This is a genomic window from Arthrobacter sp. 10N418, assembly GCF_056394725.1.
In genome coordinates this window covers 51,600-73,028 of record NZ_JBFTIK010000011.1, presented here as the reverse complement: position 1 = coordinate 73,028, position 21,429 = coordinate 51,600, and the positions used below count along the sequence as shown (strand labels likewise).

Annotated in this window: 18 protein-coding genes; 8 read left to right on the top strand and 10 right to left on the bottom strand. The window is 67.8% G+C overall.

Features of this window, described 5'->3' with window-relative positions:
- Positions 1-39 precede the first annotated feature (39 nt).
- Positions 40-1,116, bottom strand: coding sequence for a DNA integrity scanning diadenylate cyclase DisA (gene disA / locus AC1DCZ_RS10675; RefSeq protein ID WP_476896671.1), 1,077 nt, complete (start codon positions 1,114-1,116; stop codon positions 40-42).
- Positions 1,117-1,468: 352 nt separating this feature from the next.
- Between disA and AC1DCZ_RS10670 the strand changes: the two genes are divergently transcribed.
- Positions 1,469-3,082, top strand: a complete 1,614-nt coding sequence (locus tag AC1DCZ_RS10670) for a peptide chain release factor 3 (RefSeq protein WP_476974552.1) — start codon at positions 1,469-1,471, stop codon at positions 3,080-3,082.
- 184 nt (positions 3,083-3,266) lie between these two features.
- Positions 3,267-4,640 carry a protein kinase domain-containing protein gene (locus AC1DCZ_RS10665; RefSeq protein ID WP_476974551.1) on the top strand — a complete coding sequence of 458 codons (1,374 nt, stop codon included), beginning with the start codon at positions 3,267-3,269 and terminating at the stop codon, positions 4,638-4,640.
- Between the two features lie 99 nt (positions 4,641-4,739).
- On the opposite strand, the gene AC1DCZ_RS10660 is transcribed toward AC1DCZ_RS10665, so the two are convergent.
- Positions 4,740-5,942, bottom strand: a complete 1,203-nt coding sequence (locus tag AC1DCZ_RS10660) for a PucR family transcriptional regulator (protein ID WP_476974550.1) — start codon at positions 5,940-5,942, stop codon at positions 4,740-4,742.
- Between the two features lie 97 nt (positions 5,943-6,039).
- Between AC1DCZ_RS10660 and AC1DCZ_RS10655 the strand changes: the two genes are divergently transcribed.
- Both AC1DCZ_RS10655 and AC1DCZ_RS10650 read left to right on the top strand, forming a co-directional pair.
- Entirely contained in the window at positions 6,040-7,113 is a 1,074-nt protein-coding gene (locus AC1DCZ_RS10655) for a ferredoxin reductase (RefSeq protein WP_476974549.1), read from the top strand.
- Between the two features lie 13 nt (positions 7,114-7,126).
- Complete coding sequence (locus tag AC1DCZ_RS10650) at positions 7,127-8,329, top strand: fatty acid desaturase family protein (protein ID WP_476974548.1); 1,203 nt, start codon at positions 7,127-7,129, stop codon at positions 8,327-8,329.
- Between the two features lie 103 nt (positions 8,330-8,432).
- Here AC1DCZ_RS10650 and AC1DCZ_RS10645 read toward each other — a convergent pair whose 3' ends face one another.
- From AC1DCZ_RS10645 to AC1DCZ_RS10620, 6 genes are all read right to left on the bottom strand, one after another.
- Positions 8,433-9,068, bottom strand: coding sequence for a class I SAM-dependent methyltransferase (locus tag AC1DCZ_RS10645; protein WP_476974547.1), 636 nt, complete (start codon positions 9,066-9,068; stop codon positions 8,433-8,435).
- A gap of 29 nt (positions 9,069-9,097) precedes the next feature.
- Complete coding sequence (locus tag AC1DCZ_RS10640; RefSeq protein WP_476974599.1) at positions 9,098-11,122, bottom strand: copper-translocating P-type ATPase; 2,025 nt, start codon at positions 11,120-11,122, stop codon at positions 9,098-9,100.
- A gap of 206 nt (positions 11,123-11,328) precedes the next feature.
- Positions 11,329-11,988: a multicopper oxidase domain-containing protein gene (locus AC1DCZ_RS10635; protein WP_476974546.1), complete on the bottom strand. Its 660-nt coding sequence runs from the start codon at positions 11,986-11,988 to the stop codon at positions 11,329-11,331.
- Positions 11,988-12,335, bottom strand: coding sequence for an SHOCT domain-containing protein (locus AC1DCZ_RS10630; protein WP_476974545.1), 348 nt, complete (start codon positions 12,333-12,335; stop codon positions 11,988-11,990). The genes AC1DCZ_RS10635 and AC1DCZ_RS10630 overlap by 1 nt, the downstream gene beginning before the upstream one ends.
- Positions 12,336-12,579: 244 nt before the next feature.
- Entirely contained in the window at positions 12,580-13,953 is a 1,374-nt protein-coding gene (gene radA, locus AC1DCZ_RS10625; protein WP_476896662.1) for a DNA repair protein RadA, read from the bottom strand.
- Between the two features lie 43 nt (positions 13,954-13,996).
- Positions 13,997-15,124: an FUSC family protein gene (locus tag AC1DCZ_RS10620; protein ID WP_476896661.1), complete on the bottom strand. Its 1,128-nt coding sequence runs from the start codon at positions 15,122-15,124 to the stop codon at positions 13,997-13,999.
- Positions 15,125-15,378: 254 nt separating this feature from the next.
- Between AC1DCZ_RS10620 and pstS the strand changes: the two genes are divergently transcribed.
- The 4 genes from pstS to pstB all read left to right on the top strand — a co-directional run bounded on the left by pstS (position 15,379) and on the right by pstB (position 19,568).
- On the top strand, positions 15,379-16,500 hold the full coding sequence (pstS, locus tag AC1DCZ_RS10615) for a phosphate ABC transporter substrate-binding protein PstS (protein WP_476974544.1): 1,122 nt from the start codon (positions 15,379-15,381) through the stop codon (positions 16,498-16,500).
- A 196-nt stretch (positions 16,501-16,696) separates the two neighbouring features.
- Positions 16,697-17,629, top strand: coding sequence for a phosphate ABC transporter permease subunit PstC (gene pstC / locus AC1DCZ_RS10610; RefSeq protein WP_476974543.1), 933 nt, complete (start codon positions 16,697-16,699; stop codon positions 17,627-17,629).
- Positions 17,630-18,739 (top strand): phosphate ABC transporter permease PstA, encoded by a 1,110-nt coding sequence (gene pstA, locus AC1DCZ_RS10605; RefSeq protein WP_476974542.1) that lies wholly within the window; start codon positions 17,630-17,632, stop codon positions 18,737-18,739.
- Between the two features lie 49 nt (positions 18,740-18,788).
- Positions 18,789-19,568, top strand: a complete 780-nt coding sequence (gene pstB / locus AC1DCZ_RS10600; protein WP_476896657.1) for a phosphate ABC transporter ATP-binding protein PstB — start codon at positions 18,789-18,791, stop codon at positions 19,566-19,568.
- Positions 19,569-19,583: 15 nt separating this feature from the next.
- On the opposite strand, the gene AC1DCZ_RS10595 is transcribed toward pstB, so the two are convergent.
- The gene (locus tag AC1DCZ_RS10595) at positions 19,584-20,603 is read right to left on the bottom strand and encodes an inorganic phosphate transporter (protein WP_476974541.1); all 1,020 of its coding nucleotides are present in this window, start codon (positions 20,601-20,603) and stop codon (positions 19,584-19,586) included.
- 1 nt (position 20,604) lies between these two features.
- On the bottom strand, positions 20,605-21,222 hold the full coding sequence (locus AC1DCZ_RS10590; RefSeq protein WP_476974540.1) for a DUF47 domain-containing protein: 618 nt from the start codon (positions 21,220-21,222) through the stop codon (positions 20,605-20,607).
- Positions 21,223-21,429: the final 207 nt, after the last annotated feature.

Sequence of the window (21,429 nt, the reverse complement as noted above, 5' to 3'; positions counted from 1 at the left end):
AAAGGGCCCTTGCGGAGCAGTGGACGAGGATTGACGGGGTCAGAGGAACCTGTCGAGAAGGCTGGCCTCCGCCATGCGGCTCAGGCCCTCGCGGACGGTCCGGGCGCGCTGGTCGCCGATCCCGTCCACCGTCATCAGGTCATCGATCGTTGCGGCCATCAGGAACTGGAGGCCGCCGAAATGGTCCACGAGGCGATCCGCGACTGCTTTCGGCACGGCCTTGAGGCCGGAGAGCAAGCGGTACCCGCGCGGCTGGACGACGGCGTCGAGGTTTGCCTCCCCGCCGGCGAAGCCGACGATTCCGGCAATCTTGCCCAGATCGATCAGCTCGGTGGGTCCCAGGTTCACCAGGGACTTGACGGCCTTGTCGATGTCCTCGGCCGAAGCATTCGGACTGGAGTAGTCACGGATGATGACATCGCTGCCGGGCCCGCGGCCGACGGTCAGCTCGTCCAGCTGCAGTGAAAGGAGCCGGCCGTCTTCGCCCAGCTCCAGGACGTACTGCGAGATCTCCTCGGAGATCCGGCGCACCATTTCCTGGCGCTGCAGGGTGACCGCCACATCGCGGACCGTCACCATGGCCTCAATTTCCAGCGCCGACAGCGAGCTGGTCACCTGGTCCAGGCGGGAGCGGTAGCGTTCCAGGGTGGCCAGGGCCTGGTTGGCGCGGGCCAGGACCTTCTCCGAGCCTTCCAGGACGTGGCGCAGCCCGTTCACGTACAGCGCAATGATCTGCATCGACTGGCTGACCGAGATGACCGGGACGCCGGTCTGGATGGCAACGCGTTCCGCCGTACGGTGCCGGGTGCCCGACTCCTGGGTTTCGATGCTTGAGTCCGGGACAAGCTGGACGGCTGCCCGCAGGATATTGCTGGCGTCCTTGTCGCAAATGATGGCACCATCCATCTTGGCCAGTTCCCGCAGCCGGGTCGGGGAGAAGTCGATCCCGATCTCGAAACCGCCGGAACAGATGGATTCGATGGTCCGGTCAATGCCCAGCACGATCAGCGCCCCGGTCCGGCCGCGGAGGATGCGCTCCAGGCCGTCACGAAGGGCGGTGCCGGGGGCCACTCTGCCCAGAGTCGCCTTGAGTGAATCTTCAGGGCTCCGAGCCATAGATGTTCCCCTTCAAAGGTGCAGGCTCCAGCCTGCAGGTACGCCGGTTTCCAAGGTTTCCAGCCTGATCAAAAATACTCGGTTGCCCGCTCTCACCATAGTAGGGGCAAAACAGGGCGACAACCGCACGGACAAGCCTCAAAGTGCCCCATCGGGGCCCTTCGGCGGGCAGCTCCGGAACGGCTTCGGCGGCCATGTCCCGGGGCCGTACTTTGGCCCGTTCGCGGCGGGGGCCCGCGGCCTGCGATAAACTTGAAGCCCAGGGTGTATGGCCGGCGCACAGGCGCCGCGGCCCCCCTCGCGATAAATGCCAGTATCGCGGTAATTCCCAGCCCGCAGCGAAAGTAGCACCGTGTCCCAAGATGTCCCCAGCCCCGCCAGAGTCCAGGAGATTCACAAACAGGCGGCCCGACGTCGGACTTTCGCTGTCATTTCGCACCCCGATGCCGGCAAATCGACCTTGACCGAGGCGCTCGCGCTGCACGCCAAGGTGATCGGCACTGCCGGCGCGTCCAGCGGCAAGGCCAACCGCAAGGAAACGGTTTCGGACTGGATGCAGATGGAAAAGGACCGCGGCATCTCGATCAGCTCGGCCGCCCTGCAGTTCGCGTACCGGGACACCGTGATCAACCTGCTGGACACCCCCGGCCACGCCGACTTCTCCGAGGACACCTACCGCGTGCTGGCCGCCGTGGACTGCGCCGTGATGCTTGTGGACGCCGCGAAAGGCCTGGAAACCCAGACCATGAAACTCTTCGAGGTCTGCAAGCAGCGCAACCTGCCCATCATCACGGTAATCAACAAATGGGACCGGCCCGGCCTCGACGCCCTCGCCCTCATGGACGAGATCACGGAGCGCACCGGCCTCCAGCCGATGCCGCTGACCTGGGCCGTGGGCATCTCCGGTGACTTCCGCGGTGTCTGGGACCTGCGCAATGACCGTTTCGCGCAGTTCAAGCGCAACAACGCCGGCGCCAACATCGCCCTCACGGAGTACTTCACGCCGGAGGAGGCCGCGGCCAGCCAGGGCGGCGACTGGACCAACGCGGTGGACGAAGCCGGACTGGTCATTGAATCCAATCTCGGGTTCGACGTCGAGGCCTTCCACGCCGGCAAGGCGACGCCGATCCTCTTCAGCTCGGCCGCGCTGAACTTCGGCGTCAAGGAAATCCTCGACGCCCTCGTTGACTTCGCGCCGCCCGCGGCGCCCCGGCCCGACGTCGACGGCGCCGCCCGTCCCGTCGCTGCGCCCTTCGCCGGATTTGTCTTCAAGGTCCAGGCCGGCATGAACAAGGCCCACCGGGACCACGTGGCCTTCATCCGCGTCTGCTCCGGCATCTTTGAACGTGGCATGGTGGTCACCCAGGGCAGGACGGGAAAGTCCTTCGCCACGAAGTACGCCCAGCAGGTCTTCGGCCGCGAACGCGAGGTCATCGACGAAGCCTTCCCCGGGGACGTCGTGGGCCTCGTGAATGCCTCCTCGCTGCGCGTCGGGGACAGCCTGTTCCTGGACCAGCCGGTGGAGTTCCCCGCCATCCCGCTGTTTGCCCCGGAACACTTCCAGGTTGCGCGGTCCAAGGACCCCAGCCGTTTCAAGCAGTTCCGCCGCGGCATCGAACAACTCGAGCACGAGGGCGTCATCCAGGTGCTCCGTTCCGACATCCGCGGCGACCAGGCTCCGGTGCTCGCAGCGGTGGGCCCGATGCAGTTTGAAGTGGTGGAGGACCGGATGGCGCACGATTTCAGCGCCCCGATGCGGCTGGAGCGGCTGCCGTACTCGCTGGCCAGGATTACGACGGCGGACGCCATGCCGGCGCTCGCCAACGTCACCGGCGCCGAGGTGCTGCTGCGTTCCGACGGCGAATACCTCGCCCTGTTCAACGACGTCTGGGCGCTGCGCCGGATCGAGAAAAACCTCCCGGACCTGACCCTGGTTCCGATCGGCACGCACAATCCCGCCAAGTAGGCAGACCACCCCTCGTTTGGCGGCAATAGTCAGCCGCCCTGCAGGACTTCACAAATCCCATCCCCGGGTTACCATAAGTATGCTTGCTAATAATGCGGGTGCCGGGGGATCAAACCGGCTTTTAAAGGCCGGATCCTCCCAAAGCCTTGGGCGGACCCCACTTTCAAGGGACCACGAACACTTCTTGACCACCACCATGGAACCCGGATACCTGCTCAGCGGGCGCTACCGGATCGAAGCCCTCATTGGCCGGGGCAGCCAATCAAGCGTGTACCGAGCCGCCGACGAGCTCCTCGAGCGTGAAGTGGCCATCAAACTCTTCCGGGACGGAGCCGTCGTCGACGCCGAGCGCAGCCGGCGGCAGGGCGAAGAGATCCGGATCCTTGCCGGAATGGCCCACCACGCCCTGGTCACGCTCTTTGACGCCGGCGCGGACCTGAGCGATCCACTGCAGCGTCGGGACTACCTCGTCATGGAGCTGGTGCGCGGACCGGACCTCCGCACCCGCACAGCCCAGGGCCCGCTCTCTCCCGCCCACATGGCACTGATCGGCCACGATCTCGCCGCCGCCCTGGCGCATATCCACCACCAAGGCATCATTCACCGCGACGTCAAACCGGCCAACATCCTGCTCGTGGACTACAGCGACGACGACCGCCGGCCGCGGGCAAAGCTCAGCGACTTCGGCGTCGCCATCACCGTCCGGGACGGCCACCGCGGCGATCCGGGGGACAGCTCGGGAACTCCGGCGTACCTCAGCCCGGAGCAGGCCTCCGGTGAGCCTGCCGGGCCGGCCAGCGACGTCTACTCCCTGGGCCTGGTCCTGCTGGAGGGGCTGACCGGTCAAATGGCGTACCCGGGCGCTCCCGTCCAGTCCGCACTGGCCCGGCTGCTCCGAGATCCCCAGATTCCACAGGAACTCGCCCCCAAATGGGTGGCGCTCCTGACGTCCATGCTGGCGCGTGAACCCGCAGACCGGCCGCTGGCGCGGGAAGTTTCGCTGGCGCTGCGGCAGGAAGTCATCCACGGAACCGGCCGCCACCGCGGCGGTGCCACGCCTTTGATGACGGACGAAGAAGGCCGGATGCAGGCAGTACGCCGGTACAGGATCCTGGACACCCCCGAAGACGGCGCCTTCGACCGCGTCGCGGCCCTGGCCGCCAAGTTATTCTCGGTGCCGGTGGCTATTGTCAGCGTCGTGGACCATGACCGCATCTGGTTCAAGTCCCACCACGGCACCGACGTGACCCAGATCGGCCGGGATCCGGGCCTGTGTGCCTCCGCCATCCTGCAGAACGATCCCTGGATCGTCCGCAATGCCAGGATGAATCCGCTGACGCTGGCCAATCCGCTCGTGGCCGGGGAATTCGGGCTGCAGTTCTACGCAGGCGTCCCCCTCCGCACCCCGGACGGCTATAACCTCGGAACTTTCTGCATCCTTGACCGTGAACCGCGCGAGTTCACCGCTGAGGACACCCGGACGCTGCAGGACCTTGCCGCGATCGTGATGAACGATCTTGAGCTCCGGCTGCACAGCCGGCAGTCGATCGCCGTCTAGGCCGACGGCGGCGGGCGGGGCCCGGCGTCTGCCCGCCGGCGGACCCGCGGGGACAAGCGCCTGCCCGCCGGGCCCGGCGTCGGGCCAGCACAGTGGCGCCTAGCGCCTCCCGGCGTGCAGCGCCAACTCCAGCTCGAACCGTGCCTTCGGATCCTCGAGCGCGTCACCGAACAGCTCCCGCAACTGCGCGGCCCGATAGCCCACGGTCTGCGGATGGATGCCGAGCTCGGCGGCCACCGGACCGCGCTGGCCCCAGTGGCGCAGCCAGGAGAGCAGGGTCTCTGCCAGCCGCTCCCGTTGCGCCGGGCGGAGCCCCTCCAGCGGGGCCAGCCGGCGGTTGGCCAGCTCGGCGATGGCAGAGGGCTCGGCCCCGAGGATGACCTGCGCCAGGTGCTCATCGGCCCAGATCGGCGGGTCCTCCGGCCCGTCCCGGGGCGGCAGGACCGACGCCGCCAGCACGGCCAGCCGCAGCGAATCCGGAACCTTCTCCCAGCCTCCGGCAGGGCCCACCGACGCGCCGCGACCCTGCAGGGCCCGGTCCAGCTCGGCGCGTGCGGCCTTGGACTTGCCCGCCGGAACCAGGACCACGGCGTCCGTCTCGCGTTCGATCACCAATGTCCCGGGCCCGAGCCGCAGGCGCAGGCCGGCCGCCCGGTCCAGCGGCAGCGTCACCACCGCCATCCGTTGCGGCAAAGACCAGTCCGCCATGGCTGCGGTCTGCCGCAGCGCCGCCTCGTCGGCCTGGCCGAGCAGGAGCAGGTCCAGGAGTTCGGTGCGGCGCCGGTCCACGGCCCCGGCGCGTTCGGACTGCTCGAAGGCATAGGCCTCGGCGCTGACCGCAGACAGCTCGTCGATGTAGGCAAGAATCGACTCACCCAGATCCACCACCACGCTTTGGCCCAGATGGTGCTCCACGGACACCCGCGACATCTCCCGAAAAGTCACCCGGGCACCCATGCGGTAGGCGCTCAGCAGCGCGTCCATACTCCGGCCCTGCCGGAATTCCCCGCTTCCCAGCCCTGCCACGAGCAGGCGGCTCTCCTCGGACAGCGCGGGCAGCCTGGTCCCGGGCAGTTGCAGGAAGCGGTCCAGCGCGGCCGCCACCCCGCGCCGCAGGCCGCGGCCGAAGCGCCCCTCGATGGGCCGGGCGTAGGCGGGCACCAGCTGGGGGACCGCCTCGATGATGGCCTCGACGATGCCGGGCATCATGGGGCGCAGCATGTCGCTGACCTCCCGCGGCAGGGCCAGCCACGGGGGCTCGTAGGCGGGGGTCGTGGATCCGCGGGCTGGGGAAGTGTTCATCGAAAATCCCAAAAGTTGTTCCGTGGGGATAGTTTCCTAGATCCGATCGTATGCCTTGAGTGAAGAATTATGACGCAATCTGACATATGGTTGATACATGATCCGGCTCCGTAAGCTGGCGCGCGCCGCATCTCTACTGACCACCCCGCTAGCTCCAGAAGACATTCTGTCGCTGTTCAACCCCGTGTTCTCCGCCCGCCAGTTGCGCGGCGTGGTCACCCGGGTGGTCCCTGAAACGGCCGATTCCGCCACCATTTTCTTCCGTCCCGGCCGCGGCTGGCAAGCACACCTTGCCGGTCAGTGGGCCCGTATCGGCGTCGAGCTCGACGGTGTCCGCCACTGGCGGTCCTACTCGCTCAGCGCCCCGGCCGGCAAAGACCCGGCCATCACCGTGACCGACATGGGCGCCGTGTCCGGCGCCCTCGTGCGCAACACCAAGCCCGGCGACGTCCTCTTCCTGGCCCCTCCCCAGGGCGACTTCGTCCTGCCGGAGCACCCCCGGCCGCTGCTGATGCTCACCGCCGGCAGCGGCATCACCCCTGTCATGTCGATGATCCGCACGCTCGTGCCGCACCGTCCCGACTCCGACGTCGTGCTCATCCACACGGCCCGGACGCCGGCGGACGCGATCTTCCGCGAGGAACTCGCCGAGCTCGCGGACCAGTTCCCCAACTTCCGCGTCACGCACTGGTTCACGGGGGAGCGGGGGCGCATGGACTTCGGCTCGGCCGATGAGCTGGACCGGCTCTGCCCGGACTGGCGCCAGCGCGCAGCCTACGCCTGCGGTCCCGAAGGCTTCCTCGACGACGCCGAGGCACTCTGGGAGTCTGAGACCGCAACCGCCGAGCCCTCTCCGGAAGCCACCCTCACCATTGAACGATTCAGCACCAAGCTCGCCGGCGGCGACGGGCACGACGGCGGGCTGGTCACCTTCGAGGCCTCCGACCGCGAAGTCGAAGCCGACGGCGACACGCCCCTGCTCGACGTCGGCGAGGACGCCGGCATCCTGATGCCGAGCGGCTGCCGCATGGGCATCTGCCACAGCTGCCTCATCCCCCTCCGGGCCGGCCAAGTCCGTGACCTGCGCACGGACGAAGTCCACGGCGAGCCCGGCCAACTAATCCAGACGTGCGTGTCGGCAGCCGCCGGCCCCGTTAACCTCGACCTCTAAGGAGCACCACCGCATGACGATTGTTTCCGACAAGCCTGACGTTTCCGAGGAAGCTCCCAAGGGCGACGATCCACAAGGCAAGCCGTCCGCGGCCGTAAAGCCGCGGCCCGGTGCCCTGGCGGAGACCGGCAGCCCACTGGTCCGTCCGGCTGCGGCGGCGCACCTCTCTGACGAGCAGGTCGCCGAGCTCGGCCGCGAACTCGACGCCATCAAAGACGAGGTGCTCGCCAAACGGGGCGCCAGCGACGCGGCGTACATCCGCCGGGTGATCAAGGTCCAGCGCGGGCTTGAGATCACCGGCCGCGCCACCCTGCTGGTGAGCAAGCACAGAGCAGCCTGGCTCGCCGGCACGGCGATGCTTAGCTTCGCCAAGATCCTGGAAAACATGGAACTGGGGCACAACATCCTGCACGGGCAGTGGGACTGGATGCGGGACCCGGACATCCACTCCACCACCTGGGACTGGGACTTCGTCACCCCGACGCGATCGTGGCAGCACACCCACAACGACCTGCACCACCGCTGGACGAACGTCGTGGGCAAGGACAATGACATCGGGTACAACCTGCTGCGGATGGATCCGTCCCAGGAATGGAAGCCCTTCAATCTGGGCAATCCGCTGTACAACGCGATCCTGGCGCCCGTCTTTGAATGGGGCATCGCACTCTATGATCTCGAGCTGCCTGATTACCAGGAGGGCAAGAAGAGCAAGGAGGCCATGACCCGGGACCTCAAGGCGCTGGGGCTCAAGGCCCTGAAGCAGTTCACCAAGGACTATGCCGCCACACCGGCCGTGGCCATGCTGACCGGCTCGGGCAAGCAGGCGCTGTACGGCACCCTGACCGCCAACGCCGTCCGGAACGTCTGGGCGCACGCGATTATCTTCTGCGGGCATTTCCCCGACGGCACCGACACCTTCACCGAAGAGATGGTCGAAGGTGAAACCCGCGGCGACTGGTACGTCCGCCAGATGATCGGCTCCGCCAATATCTCCGGGTCCAAGTTCATGCACCTGATGAGCGGCAACCTCTCGCACCAGATCGAGCACCACCTCTTCCCGGACCTGCCCTCCAACCGGTACGCCGAGGTCGCGCCCAAGGTGCAGGAGATCTGCAAGCGCTACGGACTGCCTTACACCACGGGCCCGCTGCTGAAGCAGGTCGGCTCAACCTGGGCCAAGGTCTTCAAGCTGGCCCTGCCTCCCAAGAAGGCCTAAGTCCCCAGGCCCAACCACCGGGATTGAATGATTGACGCAAGGGCGTCTGCCATCGCGGCAGGCGCCCTTTGTGCGCCGCGTGTGCGCTGCGTCCGGTGCAGGCTCAGGGCTTGCTCGCCACACCCAGGACGTGGGCCAGGCGCGGGTTGGCGGGAAGGACCGAAAAGCCGAAGCGCTCCAGGGCCTGCACGGCGAGGCCTGCCCCGGCCATCATGGCGGCGGTGTCGCGGTTCGGGTGGCATCCGCCGGCCATCCGGCTCCACAGCGGGGTGAGCAGGTCTTCGGCGACCCCAAGCGCGCGGTGTGCCGAGCGGACGTGTTCATAGAAGAGCAGCAAACCGCCGGACCGCAGGACCCGGACCACCTCCGCCAGGACGACGGACTGGTCCGCCACGCTGCACAGCACCAAACTGAAGACGACGACGTCCACCGAGGCATCGGCGGCCGGCAGCGCCTCCGCGACGCCGTCTTTCACGAGGACAGGCACCGGTGCCGTGCGGGCGGCGGCCAGGGCCAGCCCCCGGAGTGTGGGGTCCGGTTCGAGGGCCAGCACACCCGTCACCGCGGCAGGGTAGAACGCGAAGGTGGCCCCGTAGCCTGCCCCGATTTCGACGACGACGCCGTATGCCGGCTCCACAAGGCGCCGGCGATGCTCCGCTGCCCCGCGGGCGTCCATGCGAGGACCCACGCGGGCATAGGACTTCCCGAACGACGGATCGCGGCGGTTGGTCTCCGGCATGGCGGCCTCCTTCCCGTCAGGATTCGAGCTCAGCTGACCGCGGCCGGATTGAGCTTGAGCCTGCGCAACAGCTGGGCGTTAAGGGCCACCACAATGGTCGACGCCGACATCATCACGGCGCCCGCGGCGGGGGAGAGGACGATCCCGGCGAAGGCGAGAACCCCGGCCGCCAGCGGTACCGAGATGACGTTGTAGCCGGTGGCCCACACGAGGTTCTGCCACATCTTCCGGTAGCTCGCCCTGGACAGATCGAGCATCGAGAGCACCGCCCGGGGATCGTTGCCGGCCAGGACGACTCCGGCGGACTCCATCGCCACGTCGGTGCCGCCGCCGATCGCGATCCCGACCTCGGCCCGTGCCAGCGCGGGGGAATCATTGACACCGTCGCCCACCATGGCCACCCTCAGCCCGCGGGCCTGGAGCTCAGCGACTTTCCTGTCCTTGTCCGGGGGCAGGACCTCGGCGAACACCTCGTCGATGTTCAGCTCGGCCGCGACGGCCCGGGCCACCTGCCGGGCATCGCCGGTGATCATGGCCACCTTCAGCCCACGGTCCCGCAGGGCGCGGACGGCCTGGCGGGACTCCGGGCGCACGGCGTCCTCGAGGCTGATGGCGCCCAGGACGGCGCCGCCGTCGACGACGTGCAGCACTGCGGCGCCCCGGTCCATCCAGCTGCCGGTGGTGGCGGCCAAAGCCTGCGGTTCCTGCAGGCCCACCTCCCGGAGCAGGGCAGGTCCGCCCACCTGGACCGCCCTGCCGTCAATTACGGCGCGGACGCCGTGCCCGGTCAGGGAAGTGAACCCATCCGCCGTCGGGATCTTCAGTCCCCGTTCCCGGGCGGCGGCAACGAGTGCGCGGGCCAAGGGGTGCTCGCTGTCGGCCTCCACGGCTGCCGCGAGGGCCAGCAGGCTGTCGCGGTCCGCCCCCGGGACGACGGCTACGTCTTTCACGGCCGGCTCGCCCCTGGTCAGCGTCCCGGTCTTGTCAAAGAGCACGACGTCGACAGTGCGCATCCGCTCCAGGGCCATGCGGCTCTTGATCAGCACCCCGGCCCGCGCCGCCCGTTCCGTCGAGATGGCGATCACGAGGGGGATGGCAAGGCCCAGCGCATGGGGGCAGGCGATGACCAGCACCGTGACGGTGCGCGAGACGGCATCGGAGACGCTGCCCAGCAGTGTCCAGGCAATGAAGGTGACGAGGCCGGCGCCTGCAGCGAAGTAGAAGAGGAACGCAGCCGCCCGGTCGGCCAGGGCCTGGGCCCGGGAGGACGACGCCTGCGCCTCGGCCACGAGCCGCCGGATTCCGGCCAGGGCAGTATCCTCGCCGATGGCCGTCACCCGGACGCGGAGGCTGTTGTCCGTGGCGATGGTGCCGGCCACAACAGGATCCCCGGGCGAGCGGAGAACGGTTCTTGACTCCCCGGTGATCATCGATTCGTCGAATTCGGCCTGACCCTCGATCACCGTCCCGTCCGCGGGCATCCGAGCGCCGGAACGGACCAGGATGGCATCGCCGGCCTTGAGCTCGGACACGCTGACGGTTTCGGTGCCGGTGCCGGTGATGCGGTCCGCCTCGTCGGGGAGCAGGGCGGCGAGGGCATCCAGCGCGCCCTGTGCCGAGCCAAGCGCGCGCATCTCGATCCAGTGGCCCAGCAGCATGATGGTCACCAGGAGCGCCAGTTCCCACCAGAAGTCGAGATCGAACCCGCCGAGCCGCAGGCTTGTGACCCATGAGGCGATGAAGGCGACGCTGATGGCCATACCGATCAGCAGCATCATGCCCGGCTTGCGGGAGCGCAGCTCGTTCAGGCCGCCCTTGAGGAACGGCTCGCCGCCGTAGAAGAAGATCACCGTTCCCACCGCCGGGGGAATCCACGCGGAGCCTGGAAAGGCAGGGGGCTCGTAGCCGAGCAGGCTGCCGAACATGGGGCTGAAGAAGACCACGGGGACGGCCAGCGCCAGGGTCAGCCAGAACCGGTTCTTGAACATCGCGACGCTGTGGCCGGCATGCTGGCCCTGGGTGTGCACGATGTGCTCGTCGTCCATGCCGTTCATGGCCGGCTCGTGGTGGTGGCCGGCGTGGGCTTTGGTGGCCTGTCGGCCCTGGTAGTCCATGGAGCACTCCTTGGCGAAGTTCATTGTGGTGCCGGAATGACTTCAACATACCCCCGGGGGGTATCTTTGGCAAGAGTGTTTGGCCAGGGCGGACCCGGTCCCGGGCTCTCCGCCGCCGGGGTCCTGCCTGCGCATGCCCTGCCCCGTCATTCCCGGCCCGCCACGCGTTCCATGGGCGTAACGCCCCGGACATTTCCGCCGCCGTCGAGGCTGGTATCGGAGACCACCAGGACGCGTTCGGTGGCCGATTCGATCGGTTCGGGGTCCTCGACGATGATCGCCCCGAACAGCCCGCCGAAAATCTGCCGCGCCACGAGACCGTGGTGGTGCGGGTGGTACCAATACATGCCCGGCGGGTGGTCTGGCGGCAACCGGTAGTTGTAGTCGAAGCTTGCCCCGGGGCTGACAGTGACGAAGACGTTGTCCGCACTTCCTGCCGGAGAAACGTGGAGGCCGTGCAGGTGGAGGTTTGTGTCCTCGTCCAGGCTGTTGACGAACCGGATGCTGAGCTCGTCGCCCGCGCGAAGCCGGAGCGTGGGCCCGGGCAGGCTGCCGTTGTATCCATACGCAGAGGCCTGGCGTCCGCCGAGCCGGAACTGGCCGGGGCCGGCTTCCAGTCGAAGCTGCAGCTTACCGCCGGCGCTCCGCAATTCCGGGGGTTGGAGCAGTTCCTCGCCAGGGCCCGCCGCCGTTCCGGTGTGCGGCGGGAGGGCCAGGGCAACCCACAAGCCCGCCCCGCCCGCCACGGTGCCGGCCAGCCCGAGCCCGCCGAGGAGGAAGGCGTCGCGCGGGCTGATGGACTGCACTAGGGCTCCTCGCCAAGCACCTTCAGGTTCTCGCGGTACTGCTCCGCGGTGAGTTCCCCTCGCGCGAAGCGTTCATCAAGGATCAGCCGTGCCTGGCTCCGTCCGCCCGGGGAGCCCGGTCCTGCGGAGGGAGGTCCCGACCCGGGTGGGCCGTATTGTCCAGGCCCGGGACCCGGGCCGTAGGGTCCCGGACCGAAGTGGCCCTGGCCCAAATGATCAGGGCCGCCGCGCCCGACTCCACCCGTGAAAATGCGCACCGCCAGCAGCACCAACACCGCAATCCCGATCAGCAGCAGCAGCCCCCAGAGCCACACGAAGCCCATGCCGTTTCCGTAGCCCCACATCATGGCCGATCCCTTCGCCGGTGCCCGCCCCTCATTCCATGGTGCGCCTGTTGTGAGGACTGGACTAGGGCACTAAGTCAGGGTCAGCCAGCGCTCCTGCCCAGTTGCCTGCGGCAGGAGGGAGCGGAGGGCCCGGAAAACGCGGGAATCCCGCCCGGCTCCGGGCCCGGGAAACGAAGCAACCGGGAAGGAACGCCGACCGGGCAGTCGGGAACCGAAGCAACCGCACAGGGCCGCCACAGGCCGGCTAGCTGATCAGCAGCCCGAGAGCCTCGGCAAGGTGACCGACTTCGCGGACCGAGAAGCCGGCGGGGACCGGCCCGGGCCCGTTGGGGCTCGCGGGAACCACGGCATGGGTGAATCCGAGCCGGTGGGCTTCCTGGATGCGCTGGTTGATGCCGGGCACCGGGCGGACCTCACCGGCCAGGCCCACCTCGCCGAAAGCTATGAGCCGCTGCGGCAGGGGCTTCCTGGCCTTGGCCGAGGCCACGGCCAGCGCCACGGCGAGGTCCGTGGCCGGCTCGCTGAGCTTCACGCCGCCGACGGTCGCCACGTAGGAGTCGTCCTTATGCAACAGGCAGCCCGCGCGCTGCTGCAGCACGGCAAGCAGCATCGCGACGCGGGAGCTGTCGAGCCCGCTCGTGGCCCGGCGTGGCTGCGAACTGGCGCTCTCGGCAAGCAGGGACTGGACCTCGGCCAGGAGCGGGCGGCGCCCTTCCAGGGTCACCGTGATGCAGGTTCCGGACACCGGTTCCTTGGTCCGCGAAACGAACAGGCCGCTGGGGTCGGCCAGGCCCACGATGCCGTCCTCGTTGAGGTCGAAGCAGCCGACGTCGTCGGTCGGTCCGTAGCGGTTTTTGACGGCGCGGAGGAGCCTTAGCCGGGAGTGGCGCTCGCCTTCGAACTGGCACACCACGTCCACGAGGTGCTCGAGGAGGCGCGGCCCGGCGATGGAGCCGTCCTTCGTCACATGCCCCACGAGCAGCGTGGTCATGTTGCGGCGCTTGGCTGCTGCGATCAGGGAGGCAGCAACTTCGCGCACCTGGGAAACGCCGCCGGCGCTGCCCTCCACGTCGGCGCTGCTCAGGGTCTGCACCGAGTCCACCACGAGCAGCCGGGGCTCCAGTTTCTCCACCTGGCCCAGGGCCTGCCCGAGGTCGGTTTCGGCGGAGAGGTACAGGGATTCGGCGACGGCGTCGATCCGGTCCGCGCGGAGCTTCACCTGCGCCGCGGATTCTTCGCCCGTGATGTAGAGGACATCCTGTGCCGTGCGGGCAAACTTCGCCGCGACGTCCAACAGCAACGTGGACTTGCCCACGCCGGGTTCGCCGGCGAGCAGGATGACTGCGCCCGGAACGAGCCCGCCGCCCAGCACCCTGTCGAGCTCGTCAACACCGGTGGGCAGGAAGGCCGCGGTGGTGGCGTCGACGTCGGCGATCCGACGGGCCGGCTCGAGGACGGTCGTGGCCGCCGTCGTGCGCGCCACGGCGGCGCCGGTCTCCTCCACGCTGCCCCAGGCCTGGCACTCGCCGCAGCGGCCCACCCACTTGGCCGTCGTCCAGCCGCATTCAGCGCATTTGTACCCCGGTGCCTTCGATGCCCGGGAAGTCTTCGTAGCCATTGGTCCACACTATCCGGGGCAGCCGACATAACGGCTGCGGGCGCTACAGCGGAGGCAGGATGTCCCTTGCCTCGTTCGGATCCATCCCGGTCGCTTCGAGCAGGTCCACCATGAGCGGACGGAAGAGCATGACCACCGTTTCACCTTCCAGCCGCTGGACGTCCAGCAGCCGCGGATGCAGCCTGCCCGCGATTTCGCTGAGGTCCACCCTGGCGGTCCGCAGATGCGCCCGCCGGACGCCGTCGTGGATTTCCGCCAGGCCGACCGAGAGGTCGTCCACCGCCGTCGCCGTTTCCTGGAGCACCTCGGCGATGTTCTGGGTGGCCTCATCCGAAAGCGCGGCATGGTTGATGGCACTTGTCAGCCGGCGTGCGAAGACCCTGCTGTTGCGCAGGGCCAGATCGATGTAATCAAGGGACTGCTCCAGCCGGTCCAGTTCCTCCCGGTGCCGCCGGTACGCCGGGGCAAGGGTGGCCACTTCCCCGGACGCGCGGAGGGACTGCCGCATGGCGTCGACGAGGGGCTGGCAGTTGCGTCCGCGGATCAGCGCATGCCAGGCCTGGGTGGAATCGCTGTGGCTCAGGGCGGAGGCGCATTCCCGCAACACCTCGGCGAGTTCGTGCAGGAGTTTCTTGACGTCGTTGCGTGGTTCGCGGCGCGGGTCCTTCGGGACCAGGATCGTCACCAGCAACGCGAAGGTCCCGCCCACCACGGCGTCAATGCTCCGCGTGAACGGTCCGCCGGCCGGTGCCGGCAGCAGCACCACCAGCAGAGACTGCAGCCCCAGCTGCGTGGTGAAGATCGTACCGCTGTCCAGGAACCGGGCCAGCAGGATGGAGAACAGGAGCACGACGGCGGCCTGCCAGATGCCCGCGCCGAGCCAGTGCAGTAGCAGGTCCCCGACAACGATGCCGATGGTGCAGCCCAGGCCAACCTCCACGACCCTGCGGAGCCTGGGATCGCGGGAGAACCCGAGGGCGATCAGCGAGGACGTGGCAGCGAACAGCGGCCCGGTGTGGCCGAGGATATATTCGGCGAAGGCGTACGCGCCGACCGCGCAGGCGGTCATCTGGACGGCCGGCAGCAGGGAGTTCCGGCTCCGGACAATGCCGGTGCGGACCCGGCCGCGCAGGAATCGTGCGCTTGCGGAGAGTCCAGTAGCGGAGGCCATGCCGTCCAGTCTATTTGCTGGCCGCGGTTGCCGGTCACCTGCGACGGCCAGTACGGCTGGGCGGCGCCGGATGCAATGGGAACGCGGCACTTGTAAGCAAATGTCCCGGCGTCGTTAACCGTGTGTTCACTTTGGACGGCAATTCCCTTCATCTGGGCGACCTACCTTCAGTAAAGGTACAAACCGTACGCATCCCTGCCCGCGGCCTTCTCCGGCCGGCAGGCACAAGAAAATCCCTGGAAGGGGTACATCCAGTGAAGGCACTCCGCTTCGGCCGCCACGCGGCTATCGCTGTCATCGCAGCCGGCGCACTCGCGCTTACCGCTTGTGGTTCGGACAATGCAACGAACACCGCCCAGTCGGCAGCGCCGTCGGCGGCAGGCGTCAAGGTCACCGGCACCCTGACCGGCGTCGGCTCCACGGCGCAGGGTGCAGCAATGGACGCGTGGAAGACTAACTTCGCTTCCGCGAACCAGGGTGCCTCGGTGCAGTACTCCCCGGACGGCTCCGGCGCCGGCCGCAAGGCCATCCTGGACGGTTCGGCACAGTTCGCCGGCTCCGACGCCTACCTCACGGACGATGAGTACGCGAGCTCGAAGGCCAAGTGCGGCACCGACGGGGCCATCAACATTCCCGTCTACGTCTCCCCGATCGCCGTGGCGTTCAACCTGCCCGACGTCAAGGAACTCAAGCTCGACGCCGCCACGGTCGCCAAGATCTTCCGCGGCCAGATCGCCAAGTGGAACGACCCGGCCATCGCCGCCCTGAACCCGGACGCCAAGCTGCCGGACCTCAAGGTCACCCCGGTCAACCGCTCCGACGATTCCGGCACCACCTCGAACTTCACCGACTACCTTTCCGCGGCTGCTCCCGACGTCTGGAGCGACAAGGCAGCAGGCGTCTGGCCCGCTTCGCTCAAGGGCGAGAACGCCAAGGGCACCTCCGGTGTCGTCAAGACCGTCACCGACACCCCCGGCGCCGTGACCTACGCTGACGACTCCGCCGTCAGCGGCAAGCTCGGCACCGCCCAGATCAAGGTCGGCTCGTCCTTCACCACGATCTCCGCGGACGCCGCCGCCAAGGCAGTCGACGCCGGCAAGCCCGTTGCGGGCCGCAGCGCCAACGACCTCTCCATCAAACTGGACCGCACCACCACCACCGAGGGCGCCTACCCGATCGTGCTCGTCTCCTTCCACGTCGTGTGCACAACCTACGACAAGCAGGAAACCGCTGACCTCGTCAAGGGCTTCGAGCGCTACGTCGTCTCCGATGCCGGCCAGAAGGCAGCCGCTGACTCCGCGAAGTCCGCGCCGCTGTCCAAGGCCCTGCAGGACAAGGCGCTGAAGTCGATCGAGTCCATCAAGGCCAAGGCCTAGGGATAACCGCGCGCCGCGAGGCATAGTGGAAACACCAGCCTGACCCAGGTTCCCTGTTCCGACACGGCTGTCACAGACTGCCGCACCGGAGCAGGGAACCGACGCGTTTGTTCGAACCACCAGAGATTTGCCGGTGCCGGCGGCGGAACCATCCGCGGCCGGCAGCCGGTCCCGATCGAAGCTGAAGGACCGTGAAGTGACCACCACCTCCCTGACCTCGTCCCGGGGCGCAGGCCGCGCCGGAGACAAAGTCTTTTCCGCAGCCACCCTGGCCGCAGGGTGCCTGATCCTTGCCGTGCTCTTCGGTGTGGCGCTCTTCCTTGTCATCCAGGCGATCCCCGCCCTCGTTGCCTCCCCGGACAAGATCCAGGGCGGCGAGGGCTTCTTCGCTTACATCTGGCCGATCGTCATCGGCACGCTCATCGCCGCGATCATCGCCCTCGTGATCGCAACGCCGGTCGCGATCGGCGTCGCACTCTTCATTTCGCATTTCGCGCCGCGCGGGCTCGCATCCGCCCTCGGCTACGTCATAGACCTCCTGGCCGCCATTCCCTCGGTTGTCTACGGTGCCTGGGGCGCCGCGTTCCTGGCCAAGGAAATCTCGCCCGGGTACACCTGGCTCGCCAACAACATGGGCTGGCTCCCGATCTTCCAGGGACCCGCCTCTGCCACCGGCAAGACGATCCTGACCGCCGGAATCGTCCTCGCCGTCATGGTCCTGCCGATCATCACCTCCCTGTCCCGCGAAATCTTCCTGCAGACCCCCAAGCTGCACGAAGAAGCCGCACTGGCCCTGGGGGCCACCCGCTGGGAAATGATCCGCATGGCCGTGCTGCCGTTCGGCCGCCCCGGAATTGTGAGCGCCGTGATGCTGGGCCTGGGCAGGGCGTTGGGAGAGACCATGGCCGTCGCACTCGTGCTGTCCTCCGGTGTCCTCACCGCCAGCCTGATCCAGTCGGGAAACCAGACCATCGCCGCCGAAATCGCCCTGAACTTCCCCGAGGCCGGCGGCCTGAAGGTCAGCACGCTGATCGCCGCCGGCCTGGTCCTGTTCGTCATCACCCTGGGCGTGAACATGATCGCCCGCTGGATCATCACCCGGCACAAAGAATTCTCGGGAGCCAACTAAATGACCTCCACCCTGACCCCGGTCCGCAAGCGCTCCGCCCTTACCAAGGGACAGTTGCCCAAGGCCGCGCCCTACATCGTCCTGGCGCTCGCCCTCGTTCTGGGCGCGGCCATCCTGGCCCTGGTCGGCTTCAACGCCTTCGGCTGGGGGATCGTTTCCGCCGTCCTCTTCACGGCCGGACTGGCCGGCTGGAGCGCCGTCGTTGAAGGCTCCCGCCGGGCCAAGGACAAGCTGGCCACCTGCCTGGTGGTTGGCGCGTTCCTCATCGCACTGCTGCCGCTGATCTCCGTGATCTGGACGGTCCTCGTCAACGGGCTTCCGGGCCTCACGGACCCCGGTTTCCTGACCACCTCGATGAACGGCGTCACGGGCTCGTTCGACAACAAGGCCGTCGAGCAAGGCGCCCCCGTCCTGGGCGGCATCTACCACGCCCTGTTGGGCACCATCCAGATCACCCTGCTCGCCACCGTGATCTCCGTGCCGGTCGGCCTGCTGACCTCCATCTACCTGGTGGAGTACGGCGAGGACCGGCCGCTGGCCCGTGCCATCACCTTCTTCGTGGACGTCATGACCGGCATCCCCTCGATCGTGGCAGGCCTCTTCGCGGCGGCCTTCTTCTTCGCAGTCGTCGGGCCGGGCACCAAGACGGGCGCCGTTGCCGCCGTCGCACTGTCGGTACTGATGATCCCCGTGGTAGTCCGTTCGAGCGAGGAGATGCTCAAGATCGTCCCCAACGAACTCCGCGAGGCCGCCTACGCCCTCGGCGTGCGCAAGTGGCGGACCATCCTGAAGGTGGTCATCCCGACGGCGATCTCCGGCATCGCCTCGGGCGTCACGCTCGCGATCGCCCGGGTGATCGGTGAGACCGCCCCGATCCTGGTCACCGCCGGCTTCGCCACGTCGATCAACAACAATGTCTTCGGCGGCTGGATGGCCTCGCTGCCCACCTTCATCTACACGCAGATCCTGAACCCCACCTCCCCGTCCAATCCGGAGCCGTCCTCCCAGCGCGCCTGGGGCGCGGCCCTGGTCCTCATCATCCTGGTGATGCTGCTCAACCTGGGTGCCCGCCTCGTTGCCCGCATCTTCGCCCCCAAAGCCGGCCGCTAGGCTCCTGCCAGCGCACGCACTTCCCACCTCCAGCAAGTGAAGGAACACCATGTCTAAGCGCATCGACGTCAAGGACCTGAACGTTTACTACGGCAAATTCCTCGCCGTCGAAGACGTCAACATCAACATCGACGCCAAGTCCGTCACCGCCTTCATCGGCCCCTCGGGCTGCGGCAAGTCCACCTTCCTGCGCACCCTGAACCGGATGCATGAAGTCATTCCAGGCGCCCGCGTCGAAGGCGAAGTGCTGCTGGACGGGGACAACCTCTACGGTCCCGGCGTGGATCCCGTCACGGTGCGCTCGCAGATCGGCATGGTGTTCCAGCGCCCCAACCCGTTCCCCACCATGTCCATCCGGGACAACGTGCTGGCGGGCGTGAAACTGAACAACCAGAGGATCTCCAGGGGCGAGGCCGACGCCCTGGTGGAGCGTTCGCTGCGCGGCGCCAACCTGTGGAACGAGGTCAAAGACCGCCTGGCCAAGCCCGGATCGGGCCTGTCCGGCGGGCAGCAGCAGCGCCTGTGCATCGCCCGCGCGATCGCCGTGGAACCCCAGGTGATCCTGATGGACGAGCCCTGCTCCGCCCTGGACCCGATCTCCACGCTGGCCATCGAGGACCTCATCAACGAGCTCAAGGACCAGTACACCGTGGTGATCGTGACGCACAACATGCAGCAGGCCGCGCGCGTCTCCGATAAGACGGCCTTCTTCAACATTGCCGGCACCGGCAAGCCGGGCAAACTGATCGAATACGGCGACACCCACACCATCTTCAGCAACCCGACCCAGAAAGCCACCGAGGACTACGTCTCCGGACGCTTCGGGTAACCCCGGGCGGGGCCGCTAAAGGCGGCCGGCGAGAGGCGAGAGTGCCAGCTGGAGCACGAACGCCGCCGCAGCGGTGAGGATCGGTGTCAGCAACCAGAACACCAGGATGCGGATTACGAACTTCCGGTTGGTGGCCGGAAAGCCCTGGTTCGCGCCGGCACCGAGCACCGCCGCCGTCACGGTGTGGGTCGTCGAAAGGGGCCAGTGCAGCCCTATCGTGCCCAGGAGCAGCATTACTGAACTGAAGAGCTGGGCGACGAATCCGCGCAGCGGATCGATCCGGGTCAGCCGGTAGCCGATCGTATAGGAGATCCGCCAGCCGCCGGCCAGCGTCCCCGCCGTCATCAGGACAACGGTGAACAACGCCACCCACAGGGGCATGGAGGCGCCGTCGGACAGGCCGGAGGCCAGCAGGGCAAGCATCACGACGGCGCTGGTGCGCTGGCCGTCCTGGAGTCCGTGGCCGAACGCGACTGCGCCGGCGGCGATGGCCTGTGCCCGCCGGGATCTGCTGTTGACGACGTTCGGCGGGGTATAGCGCGCCGCCCATGTTGCAGGCCAGACGAGCAGATAGGCGCCCGCGAAGGCGATCACCGGCGAGAGGAGCAGCGGCAGGACCACCTGGATCAGCAGGGAGTTGTCGACGCCCAGGACGGCGGGGCCGCCCACCGCCACGCTCCCGACGCCGGCGCCGGCCAGGCCGCCGACCAGCGCGTGGGTGGACGAGGAGGGGATGCCCCGCCACCACGTGTAGATGCCCCAGAGCACGGCGCTGAGGAGCCCGGCCAGGAGGATGGTCAGGCCGTTGTCCCCGCGCGGCAGGGTGACCCAGGTGCGGCTGACCTCCAGGGCCAGCGTCGCGCTGAGGCCGGCGCCGATGAAGTTGAACAGCCCCGCCAGCAGCACCGCGACCGTGGGGGTGAGGGCGCGCGTGCGGACGGCGAGGGCCACCGAGGTGGAGGCATCCCGGAAGCCGTTGAGAAAGGTAAACGCCCCGGCGGAGACCACCACCAGGCTTAAGAAGAGGACGGTCACGTCAGGATTCCTTGACGATGATGCTGCCCACCTGGGTCGCGATCCGCCGCATGTCCTTCGTCACTTCGACCAGCTGGTTCGCGATATCGCGGTGGCGCGCATACTGGGCGGACTTCATGTCGTTGAGCATGTCCGCCGCCCAGACCCGGTGGGTCCGTTCGGCGCGCTTGGCCAGACGGAGGATTTCGATCCAGTAGTCCTCGAGGTCGTCCAGGTTGTTGAGTTTCCGCATCGCATCGACCGTGAGCTCCGCCTGCCGGCTGATGATCTCCAACTGGTCCGCGGCACGCCTCGGCAGGCGCTCCAGTTTGTAGAGGGACACGAGTTCGGCGGCAGCGTCGAGCTTTTCCATCGCCTCGTTGAGGTAGCGGGACAGGGCGTACATGTCCTCGCGGGGGAGCGGGTTCACGAAGCTGGTCCGCATGTGGGTCAGGAGTGCAAAGTGCAGCTCCGTGGATTTGGCCTCGTGATTGTGCATGTCCTCCACGAGCCGCGCGTGTTCACTCACGGGTGCGCCGAGGATTTCCGAAAGCGTTCCCGTTGCCAGCACGATCTGGCGTGCCATCGAGGAAAGCAGGTTCAGCCCGGCGGGCTCCTGGGGGAATAGGCGCAGCTTCACGTGGTGTCACCGGTCTTCGGGAGGGAGGTTCTCGAATGTGGACTGCCGGCCGTGTGACTTGACGATGACCCGCGCATGAGGATTACTTTACCGTTCGCGACGCCCCGGCCCGGGCAGCCCTGCGGCGAATGTGACGGTCGTCCCAGCGGGGATCCGGGAGGGCATGAAAATGGTGCCGAACCGGATACGCCTCTCGGCGGTAGGCCG

Excerpts from the sequence above, each read along its gene's own strand:
- disA (WP_476896671.1), bottom strand. The coding sequence starts at position 1,116 with ATGGCTCGGAGCCCTGAAGATTCACTCAAGGCGACTCTGGGCAGAGTG.
- AC1DCZ_RS10660 (WP_476974550.1), bottom strand. The coding sequence starts at position 5,942 with ATGAACACTTCCCCAGCCCGCGGATCCACGACCCCCGCCTACGAGCCC.
- AC1DCZ_RS10655 (WP_476974549.1), top strand. The coding sequence starts at position 6,040 with ATGATCCGGCTCCGTAAGCTGGCGCGCGCCGCATCTCTACTGACCACC.
- AC1DCZ_RS10650 (WP_476974548.1), top strand. The coding sequence starts at position 7,127 with ATGACGATTGTTTCCGACAAGCCTGACGTTTCCGAGGAAGCTCCCAAG.
- AC1DCZ_RS10645 (WP_476974547.1), bottom strand. The coding sequence starts at position 9,068 with ATGCCGGAGACCAACCGCCGCGATCCGTCGTTCGGGAAGTCCTATGCC.
- AC1DCZ_RS10640 (WP_476974599.1), bottom strand. The coding sequence starts at position 11,122 with ATGAACGGCATGGACGACGAGCACATCGTGCACACCCAGGGCCAGCAT.
- AC1DCZ_RS10630 (WP_476974545.1), bottom strand. The coding sequence starts at position 12,335 with ATGATGTGGGGCTACGGAAACGGCATGGGCTTCGTGTGGCTCTGGGGG.
- radA (WP_476896662.1), bottom strand. The coding sequence starts at position 13,953 with ATGGCTACGAAGACTTCCCGGGCATCGAAGGCACCGGGGTACAAATGC.
- AC1DCZ_RS10620 (WP_476896661.1), bottom strand. The coding sequence starts at position 15,124 with ATGGCCTCCGCTACTGGACTCTCCGCAAGCGCACGATTCCTGCGCGGC.
- pstA (WP_476974542.1), top strand. The coding sequence starts at position 17,630 with ATGACCTCCACCCTGACCCCGGTCCGCAAGCGCTCCGCCCTTACCAAG.
- pstB (WP_476896657.1), top strand. The coding sequence starts at position 18,789 with ATGTCTAAGCGCATCGACGTCAAGGACCTGAACGTTTACTACGGCAAA.